Origin of the sequence: Sphingobium sp. R-21 (assembly GCF_049913335.1) — a bacterium.
GTDB lineage: Bacteria > Pseudomonadota > Alphaproteobacteria > Sphingomonadales > Sphingomonadaceae > Sphingobium.
In genome coordinates, this window is the sequence record NZ_CP184374.1 from 1651524 (window position 1) to 1666563 (window position 15040).

14 protein-coding genes are annotated in these 15040 nt (G+C 65.5%); 6 read left to right on the plus strand and 8 right to left on the minus strand.

The genetic code is table 11. The features are described from left to right. Window positions 1-1620, plus strand: coding sequence for an L-aspartate oxidase (gene nadB / locus ACN9MX_RS07825; RefSeq protein WP_363739035.1), 1620 nt, complete (start codon window positions 1-3; stop codon window positions 1618-1620). 108 nt (window positions 1621-1728) lie between these two features. Here the strand turns inward: nadB and ACN9MX_RS07830 are convergent, their stop codons facing one another. Further along, window positions 1729-2562 carry an alpha/beta fold hydrolase gene (locus ACN9MX_RS07830; protein ID WP_426386585.1) on the minus strand — a complete coding sequence of 278 codons (834 nt, stop codon included), beginning with the start codon at window positions 2560-2562 and terminating at the stop codon, window positions 1729-1731. 169 nt (window positions 2563-2731) lie between these two features. On the opposite strand from ACN9MX_RS07830, the gene ACN9MX_RS07835 reads away from it, so the two are divergent. Continuing rightward, window positions 2732-3886, plus strand: a complete 1155-nt coding sequence (locus tag ACN9MX_RS07835) for a serine hydrolase (protein ID WP_426386586.1) — start codon at window positions 2732-2734, stop codon at window positions 3884-3886. A gap of 15 nt (window positions 3887-3901) precedes the next feature. On the opposite strand, the gene metH is transcribed toward ACN9MX_RS07835, so the two are convergent. From metH to ACN9MX_RS07855, 4 genes are all read right to left on the minus strand, one after another. Next, window positions 3902-6559, minus strand: a complete 2658-nt coding sequence (gene metH, locus ACN9MX_RS07840) for a methionine synthase (protein ID WP_363739030.1) — start codon at window positions 6557-6559, stop codon at window positions 3902-3904. Window positions 6560-6623: 64 nt separating this feature from the next. Then, on the minus strand, window positions 6624-7670 hold the full coding sequence (locus ACN9MX_RS07845) for a homocysteine S-methyltransferase family protein (RefSeq protein ID WP_426386587.1): 1047 nt from the start codon (window positions 7668-7670) through the stop codon (window positions 6624-6626). After that, on the minus strand, window positions 7667-8602 hold the full coding sequence (metF, locus tag ACN9MX_RS07850; protein ID WP_363739027.1) for a methylenetetrahydrofolate reductase: 936 nt from the start codon (window positions 8600-8602) through the stop codon (window positions 7667-7669). Before metF ends, ACN9MX_RS07845 begins: the two co-directional genes overlap by 4 nt. Further along, on the minus strand, window positions 8599-9570 hold the full coding sequence (locus ACN9MX_RS07855; protein ID WP_363756581.1) for an ArsR/SmtB family transcription factor: 972 nt from the start codon (window positions 9568-9570) through the stop codon (window positions 8599-8601). The genes metF and ACN9MX_RS07855 overlap by 4 nt, the downstream gene beginning before the upstream one ends. Before the next feature lie 214 nt (window positions 9571-9784). On the opposite strand from ACN9MX_RS07855, the gene ACN9MX_RS07860 reads away from it, so the two are divergent. After that, window positions 9785-10012, plus strand: a complete 228-nt coding sequence (locus ACN9MX_RS07860) for a circumsporozoite protein (protein ID WP_133653604.1) — start codon at window positions 9785-9787, stop codon at window positions 10010-10012. Between the two features lie 134 nt (window positions 10013-10146). Here the strand turns inward: ACN9MX_RS07860 and ACN9MX_RS07865 are convergent, their stop codons facing one another. Next, a complete protein-coding gene (locus ACN9MX_RS07865) occupies window positions 10147-10551 on the minus strand; it encodes a glycine zipper 2TM domain-containing protein (protein WP_426386588.1) in 405 nt (134 codons plus the stop codon). Between the two features lie 229 nt (window positions 10552-10780). Between ACN9MX_RS07865 and ACN9MX_RS07870 the strand changes: the two genes are divergently transcribed. Then, window positions 10781-11773, plus strand: coding sequence for an esterase-like activity of phytase family protein (locus ACN9MX_RS07870; protein ID WP_426386589.1), 993 nt, complete (start codon window positions 10781-10783; stop codon window positions 11771-11773). A 95-nt stretch (window positions 11774-11868) separates the two neighbouring features. Here the strand turns inward: ACN9MX_RS07870 and rpmB are convergent, their stop codons facing one another. Continuing rightward, window positions 11869-12162, minus strand: a complete 294-nt coding sequence (rpmB, locus tag ACN9MX_RS07875) for a 50S ribosomal protein L28 (RefSeq protein ID WP_133653601.1) — start codon at window positions 12160-12162, stop codon at window positions 11869-11871. 148 nt (window positions 12163-12310) lie between these two features. Between rpmB and ACN9MX_RS07880 the strand changes: the two genes are divergently transcribed. Together ACN9MX_RS07880 and ACN9MX_RS07885 are read left to right on the plus strand one after the other, a co-directional pair. Next, window positions 12311-12532, plus strand: coding sequence for a hypothetical protein (locus tag ACN9MX_RS07880; protein WP_363739021.1), 222 nt, complete (start codon window positions 12311-12313; stop codon window positions 12530-12532). A gap of 90 nt (window positions 12533-12622) precedes the next feature. Beyond that, complete coding sequence (locus tag ACN9MX_RS07885; RefSeq protein ID WP_426386590.1) at window positions 12623-13081, plus strand: nucleoside deaminase; 459 nt, start codon at window positions 12623-12625, stop codon at window positions 13079-13081. On the opposite strand, the gene ACN9MX_RS07890 is transcribed toward ACN9MX_RS07885, so the two are convergent. Beyond that, window positions 13043-14944 (minus strand): hypothetical protein, encoded by a 1902-nt coding sequence (locus ACN9MX_RS07890; RefSeq protein WP_426386591.1) that lies wholly within the window; start codon window positions 14942-14944, stop codon window positions 13043-13045. The genes ACN9MX_RS07885 and ACN9MX_RS07890 overlap by 39 nt on opposite strands. Between the last annotated feature and the right edge of the window lie 96 nt (window positions 14945-15040).

Here is a 15040-nt window from a genome sequence, read left to right on the forward strand (position 1 = left end):
ATGCCCATCACTACCTATGACGTCGTCATCATCGGTTCCGGCGCGGCGGGGCTGACGGCCGCCATCAACCTGGCGCAGGATCGCAAGGTCGTGGTCCTTGCCAAGGGCGCGCTCGACGGCGGCTCCACCAACTGGGCGCAGGGCGGCATTGCCGCCGTACTCGACGCCGGTGACAGTTTCGAGGCGCATATCGACGACACGATGGTCGCGGGCGCGGGCCTGAACGACCGCAGCACGGTGGAATTCGTCGTCTCGGAGGCCCCCGCCGCCATCGAGCGGCTGGCCGAACTGGGCGTGCCCTTCAATCCCAATGAGGAGGGGAGCGGGGAGGAATTCGGCGAGCGCTGGCACCTGACCCGCGAAGGCGGCCACAGCCACCGCCGCATCGTCCATGTCGACGACGCCACGGGCCATGCCGTTCAGGTCGCGCTGCTGAAGGCCGCCCGCGCCAATCCGAACATCACGCTGCTGGAGGACAGGGTCGCCGTCGACCTCATCACCAGCCGCCATGGGGAGAGATATTCGGGCGACGGCCATGTCTGGGGCGTCTACGCCTTCAACAAGCAGAGCAAGCATGTCGACGCCATAGTGGGCAAGGCGACGATCCTCTGCACCGGCGGCGCGGGCCGCACCTATCTCTTCTCCACCGCGCCCCGTGGGGCGACCGGGGACGGCATCGCCATGGCCTGGCGCGCGGGCTGCCGCGTCTCCAACATGGAGATGAACCAGTTCCACCCCACCTGCCTCTACAATCTGGAGGTCAAGAATTTCCTGATCACCGAAGCGGTGCGCGGCGAAGGCGGTCACCTCAAGCTCCCCCCCGGCGTGCCGGGCGGCGGCGAGCGGTTCATGCCCCGCTTCGACGATCGCGCCGAACTGGCGCCGCGCGACGTGGTTGCCCGCGCCATCGACCATGAGATCAAGCGGCTCGGCCTCGACTATGTCCATCTCGACATCAGCCACAAGCCGCCGGAATTCGTGCGCACCCATTTCCCGACCATCTATGCGCGCCTGCTGGACCTCGACATCGACATCACGAAGGAGCCGATCCCGGTCGTCCCGGCGCAGCATTATACCTGCGGCGGCGTTGTCATCGACCTCGACGGCCGCACCGACCTGCCGGGCCTCTATGCCGCGGGCGAAGTGACCGAAAGCGGCCTGCACGGGGCCAACCGCCTCGCCTCCAACTCGCTGCTGGAATGCTTCGTCTTCGGGGAAGCCGCCGCCCGGCATATCCGCGCCCATTGGCACGAACTGCCCGCGCCCCCGCCAATCCGCCCCTGGGACGAAAGCCGCGTCACCAATTCGGACGAGGAAGTCATCGTCCAGCATAACTGGAAGGAAATCCGCCGCTTCATGTGGGACTATGTCGGCATCGTCCGCACCACCAAGCGGCTGGAGCGCGCCCAGCACCGCATCGACCTGCTGGCCAAGGAAGTGGACGAATATTACGGCTATTTCCGCGTGACCCCCGACCTGATCGAACTGCGCAACCTGCTGGAGGTGGCGCGGCTGGTCGTCCGGTCGGCCCTGCACCGGAAGGAAAGCCGGGGGCTGCATTACACGCTCGATTATCCGGCCATGTTGCCGCAGGCGGTCGATACGGTGCTCACCCCCTGAAAAAAATGGCGCAACGCCGGTCGCGCTGCGCCATCAGTCGAGGAGTGACGCGAGGAGGTGCGTCAGCCTGTGTTTAGCGCCGCCGACTCGCCCCGCCCTTGATCGACGTCAAATCGGCTTCAGGAAATCGCCGAGGATCGCGTTGAAGCGGGCCGGCTGATCCGCCATGACGACATGGCCGCTGGGGCCGACCGGCACCAGCCGGACGCCACGCTTGGCGGCATAGGCGGCACGGAAGGTACGGCCGATGTCGCTCGCCTGCGCCGCATCGCTGCCGACGGCATAGACGACCTCCATGGGCGGGGCGAGCCGCGCCAGTTGCGGCCCCAGATCGACATTGGCCAGATCGCGCAGCGCATTGGCGATCACGTCCGGATCGCTGCCGCGCGCGCCCGGCATCTCCGCCAGCATCTGCGCCAGATAGGCACGGCCTGCCTTGGTACCCGTGAAATATTGGCCAAGCTGATCGGCGAGGAACCCCATGCCCTGTGCCGTGCCGCCAACCATCGCCGCTCCTTCGGGCAACATGTCGACCACCATCAGCCGCCCCGCCAGCCCCTTGAGGCCCAGCATCATCGCCAGCGTGCCGCCCATGCTGTGGCCGACAATGGCGGGCCGTTCCAGCCCGGCCGCCGCGATATAGCGGGCGATCTCATCCGCCACCGGCTGGACCAGCGGCCCGCTGGCATTGGCCTCCGCCGGCAACCCCGCAAAGCCCCTTATGTGCACCAGATGCCAGCGATAGCCCGAAAGCGCGCCGACCACCCCGTTCCACAGTCCCGGCCCGCTCGCCAGGCCCGCGATCAGGACGACGTCCCGCCCCGCCCCGCGCGTCGTGACGGCGATCCGGCGGGAGGCGAAGGGCGCCGCCCAGGCCCCTGGCGCCAGCGCGCCACCCGCCAGCAGCAGCGCCGCGCCCTGCAACATGGTCCGTCTGTTCATTACTGCACGCATGCCCGCCTTCTTGCAGGCCGCCGCCTGAACCTCAACTGAGTTAAGGCGGGCTTTGTTCAGCCTCCTTACATCGCGTTTGTGGAATCGTTCGTCGCATGATTCTTGTCAGCCGCCGCGCGTGCGAACCCTAATGAAACAGGAGAGTGCGGGGATTTTGATGACCAATTTCAAGCGAGGGCGCAAAGGGCGTCCAAATGGCGGCAATGGCGGCTCCGTCCGGCTTGTCCTGTTGATGGCGGCGCTGTCGGCCTGCGTCAGCGCGCCGCAGCAGCCTTATGCGGCTGTCGGGCAAAAGCCCCAGCCCACCACGGCGACCTTCCCGATCAAACCGGTCGCCAATCCGCCCAAATCCTTTGACAGCTTGAATGTCGACCAGCGGGAAACGCCGCCGCCCGCCCTGGTCAGCGTCGTCCGCAATCTCGGCCAGAGCTTCAACGGCAAGGTCGGCATCGCGGTGCGCCGCGTCGGCAGCGACTGGACCGTCGCCTGGAACGGCAATCTGCTCTTCCCGCAGCAGAGCGTGTCGAAGCTGTGGGTGTCGATGACCTTCCTCGACGCGGTGGACCGCGGCAAGATCCGCCTGAGCGACAGCACCACCATCACGAAGAAGGACCTGACCCTCTTCCACCAGCCAACCGCGGCGCTGGTCGGCAATGCGGGCTGGACCACCACCTATTCCGACCTCATGCGCCGCGCCATGACGCAGAGCGACAATACCGCCAACGACACGCTGCTGCGCGCCGTCGGCGGGCCGGACGCGGTGCGCAGCTATCTCGCCCGGCGCTATATCAAGGATATCCGCTTCGGCCCCGGTGAGCGGCTGCTCCAATCCACCACCGCCGGCCTGGAATGGCGGCAGGATTATTCCATCGGCCGCAATTTCTACGCCGCCCGGGCCAAGCTGCCCATGTCGGCGCGGCAGAAGGCGCTGGACAATTATCTCGCCAGCCCGCCTGATGGCGCGGCGCCCTCCTCCATCGTGCACGCCCTGGCAAAGCTGAAGCAGAACGACATGCTGTCCCCGGCATCGTCGCAACTGCTGCTCTCGATCATGGGCGAGGCGAAGACCGGGCCGCAACGCATCAAGGGCGGCGTGCCGGCCGGCTGGCACTATCTGCACAAGACCGGCACGGGGCAGGAACTGGGCGCGCGCTCGACCGGCTTCAACGACATCGGCATCATGACCGCGCCCGACGGCACCTGCTATGCGGTCGCGGTGATGATCGGCAGCACCACCGAACCGATCCCGGTACGCTGGCAATTGATGCAGGCCGTCGCGAAGGCGGTCGTGGCGAACCACGAGGCGCGGTAGGAAAACGGCTTCACTTTAATCCAGATTCGGCCGCAGCCAGCGCTCCGCCGTTTCCAGATCCACGCCGCGCCGCTGGGCATAATCCTCCAGCTGGTCCCGCCCGACCCGCGCCACGCCGAAATATTCGGCCTGCGGATGCCCGAAATAGAAGCCGCTGACCGCCGCCGTCGGCAACATCGCGAAGCTCTCCGTCAGCGAAATCCCGGTCGCATGATGCGCGTCCAGCATGTCGAACAGCAGCGGCTTCAGGCTATGCTCCGGACAGGCCGGATAGCCCGGCGCCGGTCGGATGCCGCGATAATGCTCCTTGATGAGCGCTTCGTTGGTCAGCTGCTCGCCCTCGGCATAGCCCCAGAGCGCGGTGCGCACATAATGGTGCAGCCGCTCCGCAAAGGCCTCCGCCAAGCGATCCGCCAGCGCCTTGAGCAATATGTCCGAATAATCGTCGATGGCGTTCTTGAACCGCGCCAGATGCGGCTCGATGCCGTGGATCGACACGGCGAAACCGCCCATCCAGTCACCGTCATGGCTGATGAAGTCAGCCAGGCACATATTGGCGCGGCCTTCCCGCTTGGCAATCTGCTGGCGCAGCATCGGTAGGGTCACATGCTTTTCATCCTCGACATGGACAATGATGTCATCGCCCTCGCGACGGCAGGGCCATAGCCCCGCGACGCCCCGCGCGGTCAGCCATTTTTCGTCGATGATGCGGTCCAGCATCGCCTGCGCGTCCTTGAACAGGCTGGTCGCGCTTTCGCCGACGACCTCATCCTCCAGGATCGCCGGATAATTGCCCGCCAGTTCCCAGGCGCGGAAGAAGGGCGTCCAGTCGATATAGTTGCGCAGGTCCTTCAGGTCCCAGTCCGGGAAGCGATGGACGCCGGGCAGGCGCGGCTTGCCGGGCTTCAGGCTCTCGTCGATCTCGAAGCCGTTGGCGCGGGCATCCTCGATGCTGACCAGCGCGCTCTGCCCCTTGTTGGCGCGGGCGACGCGGACATGCTCATAATCATCCTTGGTCTTCTGGACGAAGTCGTTCTTCTGCGTCTCCGACACCAGCGCCGTCGCCACGCCGACCGCCCGGCTCGCGTCCAGCACATGCACCACCGGCCCCTCAAAGGCCGGATCGATGCGCAGCGCCGTATGCACCTTCGACGTGGTCGCGCCGCCGATCAGCAGCGGCATCGTCATCTGCGCGCGCTGCATCTCCGCCGCCACCGTCACCATCTCGTCCAGCGAAGGGGTGATGAGGCCCGAAAGTCCGATCATGTCGGCATCATGATCGTTGGCGGCCTTGATGATGTCCTGCCAGGGCACCATCACGCCCATGTCGACCACCTCGAATCCATTGCACTGGAGCACGACGCCGACGATGTTCTTGCCGATATCATGGACGTCGCCCTTGACCGTCGCCATGATGATCTTGCCCTTGCCCTTGGCGCCGGGTTCCTTCGCCGCTTCGATGAAGGGCAACAGGTGCGCCACCGCCTTCTTCATGACGCGGGCGGACTTCACCACCTGCGGCAGGAACATCTTGCCCGCGCCGAACAGGTCGCCCACGACATTCATGCCGTCCATCAACGGGCCTTCGATGACCTGAATGGGCTTTTCGGCGGCGAGGCGGGCTTCCTCCGTATCCTCCACCACATACATGTCGATGCCCTTGACCAGCGCATGTTCCAGCCGCTTGGCGACCGGCCAGCCGCGCCATTCCTGCGCGGCCTTTTCGGACGCCGCATCCTTGCCCTTGAAGCTCTCGGCCAAGGCGACGAGGCGATCGCCCGCCTCCGGATCGCTGTTCAGCAGCACATCCTCGCACGCCTTGCGCAGCGCCGGGTCGATGGCGTCATAGACGTCGAGCTGCCCCGCATTGACGATCGCCATGTCGAGGCCAGCCGGAATGGCGTGATAGAGGAAGACCGAGTGCATCGCCCGCCGCACCGGCTCATTGCCGCGGAAGGAGAAGGAGAAGTTCGACAACCCGCCCGAAATATGGACATGCGGGCAGCGCTTCTTGATCTCCCGGCACGCCTCGATGAAATCGACGCCGTAATTATTATGTTCCTCGATACCCGTCGCCACCGCGAAGATATTGGGATCGAAGATGATGTCCTCCGGCGGGAAGCCGATGGTCATCAGCAGCTTGTAGGCGCGCTCGCAAATCTCGACCTTGCGGGCCTGCGTGTCGGCCTGCCCCGTCTCGTCGAAGGCCATGACGACCACCGCCGCGCCATAGGCCATGCACAGCCGCGCATGATGCAGGAAGGCCTCCTCGCCCTCCTTCATGCTGATCGAGTTCACGACCGGCTTGCCCGAAACGCATTTCAGGCCCGCCTCGATCACCTCCCATTTGGAGCTGTCGATCATCACCGGCACGCGGCTGATATCCGGCTCCGACGTCATGAGCTTGAGGAAGGTCGTCATCGCCTCCACGGCGTCGAGCAGGCCCTCGTCCATGTTGACGTCGACGATCTGCGCGCCGTTCTCCACCTGCTCGCGGGCGATGTCGATGGCTGCGGCATAGTCGCCCGCCATGATCAGCTTCTTGAACTTGGCGGAGCCCGTGACGTTGGTGCGCTCACCGATATTGACGAAAGTGGCGGTCGATTGCTGGGTCATTTTTACATTCGTTACCCCGGCAAAGGCTGGGGTCTCCCAATCTAGAGCGCGCCCCAAGAGGCACGAGATCCCAGCGTTGACCTTCGGTCGCCCTTCGGGTCGCTGGGATGACGGTTATATCTTACGCCGCGATATGCATGGGCTCCAGCCCGGCCAAGCGCGTCACCACCGGCAGTTCCGGCACTTGCCGAGGCTTGTGCCCCACCAGCGCCTTCGCCACCGCGCCGATATGCGCGGGCGTGGTGCCGCAGCAGCCGCCGACCATATTGACCAGCCCCTCATCCACCCACTGGCGGATCAGGCTCGCGGTGGTTTCCGGCAACTCATCATATTGCCCCAGCTCATTGGGCAGCCCCGCATTGGGATAGGCCAGGATCAGCGTATCGGCATTCTTCGCCAGTTCGCTCAGATAAGGCCGCAGCAGATCCGCCCCGAAGGCGCAGTTCACCCCGATGGTCAGCGGCTTCAGATGCCGCAGCGAATACCAGAAGGCGTTGATCGTATGCCCCGACAGGTTGCGCCCCGACATATCGGTGATGGTGAAGCTCAGCATCAGCGGCACGGGCCGCCCCGCCGCCGCCTCGGCCTCCCGCGCGGCCATGCCCGCCGCCTTGGCGTTCAGCGTGTCGAAACAGGTCTCGACCAGCAGGAAGTCCACCCCGCCCTCGATCAGCGCGTCGCACTGCTCGCGATAATCGGCCTTCAGCGTGTCATAATCGACCTCGCGATAGGCCGGATCATTGACGTCCGGCGATATCGACAGCGTCTTGTTCGTCGGCCCGATCGACCCCGCGACAAAGCGTGGCCGCCCATCCTTCGCCGTCGCCGCCTCGCACGCCTTGCGGGCAATCCGGGCGGCAGCGATGTTGATCTCCCGCACCAGATGCTCGCATCCATAGTCGGCCATGGCGATCTTGGTGGAACTGAACGTGTTCGTCTCGATCATGTCCGCCCCGGCATCGAGATAGGCGGTGTGAATGCCCTCCACGATGTCCGGCCGCGTCAGGCACAGAAGGTCGTTATTGCCCTTCTGGTCCTTCGCGAGGTCCAGCGACCCGCGATAATCCGCCTCGGTCAGCCCATGCTTCTGGATCGACGTGCCATAGCCGCCGTCGAAAATCATGATCTTTTCCGCCGCAACGGCGCGGAAGCGTTCCTCGGCGGTCATGCCGTCTTCTCCAATGCAGCCGGCCGAAGCCCGAGCAGATGACAGATCGCATAGCTCAGTTCCGCCCGGTTGAGCGTATAGAAATGAAAGTCGCGCACCCCGCCGGCATAGAGCTTGCGGCACAATTCCGCCGCCAGCGTCGCGGAAACCAGTTGGCGCGCGGCAGGCAGGTCGTCCAGCCCCTCGAACAGCTTGCCCATCCAGCCCGGCACATCGGTGTTGCACATGGCGGACATGCGCTGGACCGCCGCGAAATTGCTGACCGGCATGATGCCGGGGATGATCTCCGCATCGATCCCCGCCGCCGCCACCGTGTCGCGGAAGCGGAAGAAGGTGTCGGGCTCGAAGAAGAATTGCGTGATCGCCCGCGTCGCGCCGGCGTCCAGCTTGCGCTTGAGGTTGTCGATGTCGCCCTGCGCCGACAGCGCGTCGGGATGGGTTTCGGGATAGGCCGCCACCGAAATCTCGAACGGGTGGCGCTTCACCAGACCCTCGACCAGTTCGGCCGCGCCGCTATAACCCTCGGCATGGGGCTGAAACTTCGCTCCTGCTTCGGGCGGATCGCCGCGCAGCGCGACGATATGCCGCACGCCCGCCTCCCAATAGGCGTCCGCCACCTCATCGATCTCGGCCCGGCTCGCCGCCACGCAGGTCAGGTGCGCCGCCGCCGACAAGGGCGTCTCCTTCGCGATCCGCGCCACCGTGCTGTGCGTGCGTTCCCGCGTCGATCCGCCCGCGCCATAGGTCACCGACACGAATTTGGGCGCCAGCGGCGTCAGCGTCTGGATCGCAGACCATAGCTGCTCCTCCATCTTCTCGGTCTTGGGCGGGAAGAATTCGAAGCTCACATTGATGTCGCCCGCCAGATCGGCATAAAGCGGCGCCTGCCAGGATTGCCGGGCCTCATCGACGGAAGATAAGCTCAAGGTCATGCGGAAAATCGTCCTTCGATAGGCAGGATGCGCGCGCCACGGCGGCGGCCCAGCCATAATTGCACCGTCAACTCCTGGCCGGGCAGCACCTCCGCCCGCTCCAGATCCAGTCCCGCTTGCCCGAACCAGCTTTCGATCTGCTCGTCGGAAAAGCCCAGCCGCGCATGCTGGTCGCGCAGCCTGAGTTCTTCCCGTTCATGCGCCGCGAAGTCGGCTATCAGGACGCGGCCACCTGCCGCCGTCACCCGCGCCGCCTCCTCGATCACCGCCTCGGGCGCCTGCGCATAGTGCAGCACCTGGTGCAGGACCACCGTATCGGCGCTGCCCGGTTCCAGCGGCAGGGCGCCGAAATCGCCCAGCACCAGCGCATATTTGTCGCCCGCATCCTCGGGCAGCTTGGCCCGCGCCAGCCGCAGCATGTCCGGGCTGCGGTCCAGCGCCGTGACCTGCTCGGCCAAGGGACCGAACAATTCGATCATCCGCCCCGTCCCCGTGCCGATGTCGAGCAGATGACCGATCGGTTCCGCCCCCAGCAGCGCGGTCATCGCCGCCTCCACGTCGCCCTCCGGCACATGCAGGGAACGGATCGCATCCCATTCCTCGGCATGTTCGGCAAAATAGCTTTCCGCCGCGCGGGCGCGATCCGCCCGCACCGCCGCCAGCCGGGCCAAGTCGGCCTTCTGCCACAAATCCTCGCGCTCGGAAGGGGCAAGCTGATCGAAAAGCGTCAGGAACGGCCCGATCTCGTCGCCCTTGCCCAGACGCAGAAAAACCCAGTTGCCTTCCTTGCGCCGCTCCACCAGACCGGCTTCGGCCAATATGCGGACATGGCGGGACACGCGGGGCTGGCTTTGCCCCACGACCTGCGCAATTTCGCCCACCGCCAGTTCCATGGCGCGCAACAGATAGATGATGCGCAGCCGCGTCGGGTCGCCCAAGGCCCGGAAAATGTCGAGTGCTGCGCTCATGGACGGATCGTATAAAGAAATCTTTATATGCGTCAATGGCCGTTCGAAACTGCGCCATTCATCGCCCCGCACCCCCCAATCACGGGCTTAACGCACGATTGGGATTGCCATGAGTCACGGGATTCATTACGAATCGCGGCGCAGACGCAATGGGGGGTGAACTTTTCTCCGAGAGTGGTCTGCACCGTTTTTATTCTCAGAGAGGGGTTAACCCATGACCAAGTCGATTGCTCTTTCGCTCGTTCTCGCCGCGTCGCTCGGCCTGGCTGCCTGCTCGGGCGGTGCGGAAAATGCCGCCAACGCCTCGGCCAATGCCGCGGAGAACGCTTCGAACGCTGCCGACAACGCCATGAATGCCGCGATGAACGCTGCCGACAACGCTTCGAACGCCGCTTCGAACGCTGCCAACACCGCCAGCAACGCCGCCGGCAACGCGATGTAATTCCCGTCAGGGAATCGTCTGGAATGGGCCGCGCCGGCAACGGCGCGGCCTTTTTCTTTGCCGGAACGGATGGCCGCCAAGAAAAAGGGCCGCCCCAACGGAGCAGCCCTCGTCCTTTTCCGTCTATCGGCGGATCAGCAATCCCGGTCGATCGCCCGACCGGCCAGCGCACCCACGCCCGCGCCGATGATGGCGCCCGTGGTGCCGTCGCCGCGACGGCCATAGCGGCCGCTGCCCTTGCCGACTTCATTGCCCAGCAGGCCACCGGCGATCGCGCCGATGATGGTGCCGCCCGTGCCATTGTCCCTGCAGCGATAACCGCCGCGATAGCCCCGATAATAGCCATCGCGATAATAGCCGTCGCCACGATAATAGCCGTCGCGATAGCCCCGATAACCCCGGTCGCCGCGATAATAGTCGCCGCGCTCATAATGGCGCCCCCAACCGTCGCGGGCCATGGCCGGCGTCGCGGTGGCGGCGAGCGAGGCAACGCCCATCGCCAGCGCCGCCCCCATGTTGATCAGAAACTTCGTCTTCATGGCGTTGCTCCTCATTAGCCATAAATCCCGGCAGGCCCTTCCCACGGAGGACTCGCCAATGATTGCAGCCCTTTTGCCCGATTCGCATTGAGCCAAGCCTGAATGGCGATGTCAGCCACCATTCAGTATTGGAGCGACCGCAACAGGCCTTATCGCGCTTTTCAGGGGTCGACGCCAGCGCCGCGAAAAACCCTGCACGGCTGCCGATTATCCCCTATGGCAGGGGGCGATGCGCCGAATCCTGATCGTCCTGCTCCTCGCGATCCTGCTGCTGCCCGCGCCGCACAAGAACAAGCCTGAACCTTTCGGCCCCGGCCCGCTGATGGTAAGCGCCCGCGCCCTGCCCCTGAATGCGGCCGATCCTGCCCAGCGCACCCTGGGACCGCTGCACTATCTGGAAGGATGGCAACTCAGCAGCGCCCATCACGGCTTTGGGGGCATCTCCTCCCTGCTGGCCGAACCCGATGGCCAGATCCTGGCGCTCAGCGATTCCGGCACGCTGATGGGCTTTCATGTCGGCCCCGGCAAGGCGCAACGGCATCCCTTCATCGCCCCTCTTCCCATCCGGCCGCAGGACCGGGATCGCCCCTGGTGGGCATGGGATTCGGAAGCGATGGCCCTCGACCCGACGACCCAGCGCTACTGGGTGGGTTTCGAGCTGCAACAGATGATCTGCCGCTACTCCCCCGGCTTTGCCCGGGTCGAGGCTTGCCGGACCTGGCCGGACATAGAGGCCTGGCCGGAAACGGGGTCGATCGAATCGCTGGCGCGCCTGCCCGACGGGCGCTTCCTCGTCCTCGCGGAAATGGGGATGACCCCCGATGGCAGCCATGACACGCTGCTGTTCGCGGGCGACCCCGCCGAAGCCTCGACGGCCGCCCCCATGCACCTGCGCTATGTGCCGCCGCGCGGTTATCGCCCGACAGATGCCGTCGCGCTGGACGACCGACATGTGCTGGTCCTCAACCGGCGACTGACCCTGCAGGAATTGTTCACGGCAACCCTGGCCGTCATCGAACTGCCGGCAAAGCCGCGTCCCGGCGACCGCCTGAAGGCGCGCGAACTCGGCCGGCTCGCGCCGCCCCTGCTGGCCGACAATTTCGAGGGACTGGCGATAACGCGGGAGGATGGCCGCAGGGTCGTCTGGATCGCATCCGACGACAATCACGAATTCTTCCAGCGCACCCTGCTGCTGAAATTCGCGCTGGACTGGCCGGAATAGGGCAGACCGGCGGCCCTTGAGAAACCCGGCCCCACCCGACGCAAAAAAGCGGCCCGTCGCCGGGCCGCTCTTTCAAGCGAACGAATCGAACCGAATCAGGCGGCGACCGCGGCCTTCTTCTTCACGATGTCGCGCTTCAGGCGGCGCGCCTTCAGCGACAGCTTGTCGTCGCTGGTCTTCAGCAGCCAGTTGTCCAGGCCGCCATTATGCTCGACCGAACGCAGGCCATGGGTCGACACGCGCAGCTTCACGGTCGTTTCCAGCGCTTCGGAGATCAGCGACACGTTCTGCAGGTTGGGCAGGAACACACGCTTGGTCTTGTTATTGGCGTGGGAAACATTGTGACCCACCTGGCGGCCCTTGCCGGTCAGCTCGCAAATGCGCGACATAGTCAATCAACCTTGTAATTCGGGTTCGTTCGGAAAGCGGCGCGGATAACGGGATTCCCGACGCTCGTCAACCCGCCCAGCGCCTTTCCGGGCCGCAACCCTTTCCGACTCATGAGCGTTGATGCGCCATAAGCCAAAGGAGGCGGAAATGCGATTCATTGGTGGCCTGTTGCTGATCGTGCTGCTGGTCCTGGCTGGCGGCATCGCCACCGGCTTCATCGACCTGCAGAAAACGCAGGAGGGGCGCCTGCCGGAAATCGCCGTAAAGGGCGGCTCCCTCCCCAAATATGAGGCCAGCGTGGCCAAGGTGGAGGTCGGCAAGCGCAAGGAGACGGTCGAATTGCCGACCGTGGACGTGCAGAAGCCCTGAGAGCCGTCAGGAAACGGGCGGAAGCGCGCATCTCGGCAGCCGCACGGACCCTCTCCCCCAAAGGCCCTTCATCCTGTAAGGGCGAGGCCCATGTCTTCGCCCTTTCCCCTGCCTGATCCGATGCGGCGCGCTCTCGACCTCGCCCATGCCGCGGCCGAAGCGGGCGAAGTGCCCATCGGCGCGGTCGTCACCCTCGACGGCCGCATCATTGCCGAGGGGGAAAATCGCAACCGGCGCGACAATGATCCCACCGCCCATGCCGAAATGGTGGCGATCCGCGCGGCGGCGGCCCATCTGGGCGATTTCCGCCTTAGCGGCTGCGACCTCTGGGTGACGCTGGAACCCTGTCCGATGTGCGCCGGTGCGATATCCCACGCCCGCATCGCCCGCCTCTATTATGCCGTGGCGGACCCGAAGGGCGGCGCGATCGAACAGGGGCCGCGCCTCTTTGCCCAGCCGCAATGCCTCCACCGGCCGGAAGTCTATGGCGACCTTGCCACGGCAGAGGCATCAACGCTGCTCAGGGATTTTTTTCTCGCCCGGCGCTGAATAATCGATGCGATAGAGCGTGTAGGGCAGCGTCATCCCCGTCTTCAACGGCACCGGCTTTAGCCAGCCCGGCACCTCGCCCCGCATCAGCCCCGCATAAAAGCCCTGCGGGCTGCGCGCCTGATAGATGGTGCCTTCGGGGAAGCCAGGGCAGACCAGCAGATAGGTGGCATGGTGCTTCGCCGCGATCGGCCGGAACGCGTCGGCGGGGCCGTCATAGGCATGGTGCATGTCCAGGATCGTCGCGCCGTTGCGATGATAGGGGCCCGCCACGGCGCTGTGGTGCGTGGCGACGATCAGGCGCGGCCCCAGGTCGACCATGGTGAAGATGGTGGCGGGCGGCAACTGGTCGAGCACCTGCAGCGCCGGCAGGGTGCGGCACCGGCCATTGGCCTTGTCGATGGCTTTGCGGCGCTGCTGGGCCGTCGGCTTCTGCGGCTTGGGCTGTTCGCCCCTGGCCCTGACCCAAAGCTGGTTCATCTGCGGATAAAGCGGCGTTGCAAAGGCTGCCCCGGCCAGCACGGCTACCCCCAGCGCCGCCGCCAGACGCGCAGCGGGCCTTCCCGTCGCGATCAGGCAGAGCAGCCGATAGGCGGCCCAGGCGGCGGGGGGTATGGCCAGCAATTGCGCCGCCGGTCCGGCGCGAAGCTGCCAGAAGAGCAGCGCGGTGGAAAAGAGCATCATCAGCCCCACCGTCGCCCAGGCCCAGAGCCGGTCCGCGTCCCTGCGCGCATCCCACAATGCCCAGAACAGGCCGATCAGGCCAGCCGCCGGAATGGCCATCAACGGCACGACCAGACTGCGCGCCTGCACCGTGATCGGCTTGGCCTCGCGGATATTGGCCAGCCACAGCCTCTCCAGTTCAGGGGAGATCTGATAGGCGCCCGACAGGCATTGCGGCCAGTTGATCCAGGCGAAGGCCGCCACCGCCGCACCCACCAGCACACCCGCGCCCAGCCGCGCGGGCCAGCTTTTGAGCGGAAGCAGCGCCAGCAGCACCATCCCGGCCGACGCCATCGCGAAGATCGCCACCCAGATGGGCGAGATCGCGTCGCACACCATTTCCCGGTTGGCATAGCTCGCGAACAGCACGAACAGCACCGATGTCGCTCCGCCCAGGCTGATGGCATAGGGCAGCATCCGCCGCGCCGCGCCATCCTTGAATACCCAGCGCAGCGCGATCAGCGCGCCCCCTGCCGCCAGATAGACGATCATCTCCATGCCGATGGTGATGGAAAGCGCGCTGCTCACGCCCGCGACAATGCCGCCGCGCAGCCAGTTGCGGTCGACGACGCCCGCCAGCATCAGCACGGTGAACGCCAGTTGCCAGCCATGATGGTCGATCCGCATCGGCAGGAACATGCTGATGCCCATCTGCGCGGCGAAGGGCGCCAGCGCCGCCAGGAACCAGCTGTTCCCACCCGCCAGCCGCCGCGCGATGAAGCCAAGGCCCAGCATCAGGGGCAGGAGCGGCAGCATCGGCGCGATGCCGCAGGCCAGCCGGTCGGCCAGCCCCTGGTCCAGGAAGGCGCGGAAGAACAGCATCAGCCCCGCAAGCGGCAGGTCCACCAGCCGCGACCAGTGGATGTTGAACCCGGCGGGCGGATCGAGCCGATATTGCCGCAGGTCGTACCACGCCTGCCCGGCCAGCCAGTCCTTCACCTGCAGATAGCGGATATTGTCGTCCGTATCGCTGAGCGTCAGCCAGTGGATCTGCGGCCAGCGGGTGGCGATCATATAGGCCATGGCGCCGATCCACAGCAGCACGGTCAGCCATTTCCAGTTGCGTTCCGCATAGTCGGAAAATTTCGCCGCGAGGGAGGCGACATGAGCGCGCAGGACAGGCCAGCTTTGCAGTTTCATGGTGGCTCGCTTAGAGGGATTGCGAGCCAGATGGAACATCTGGCGGCTCGGAAATCCCGGAAAACAAAGATGCTAATGGCTTTCAGGTTCAATCCG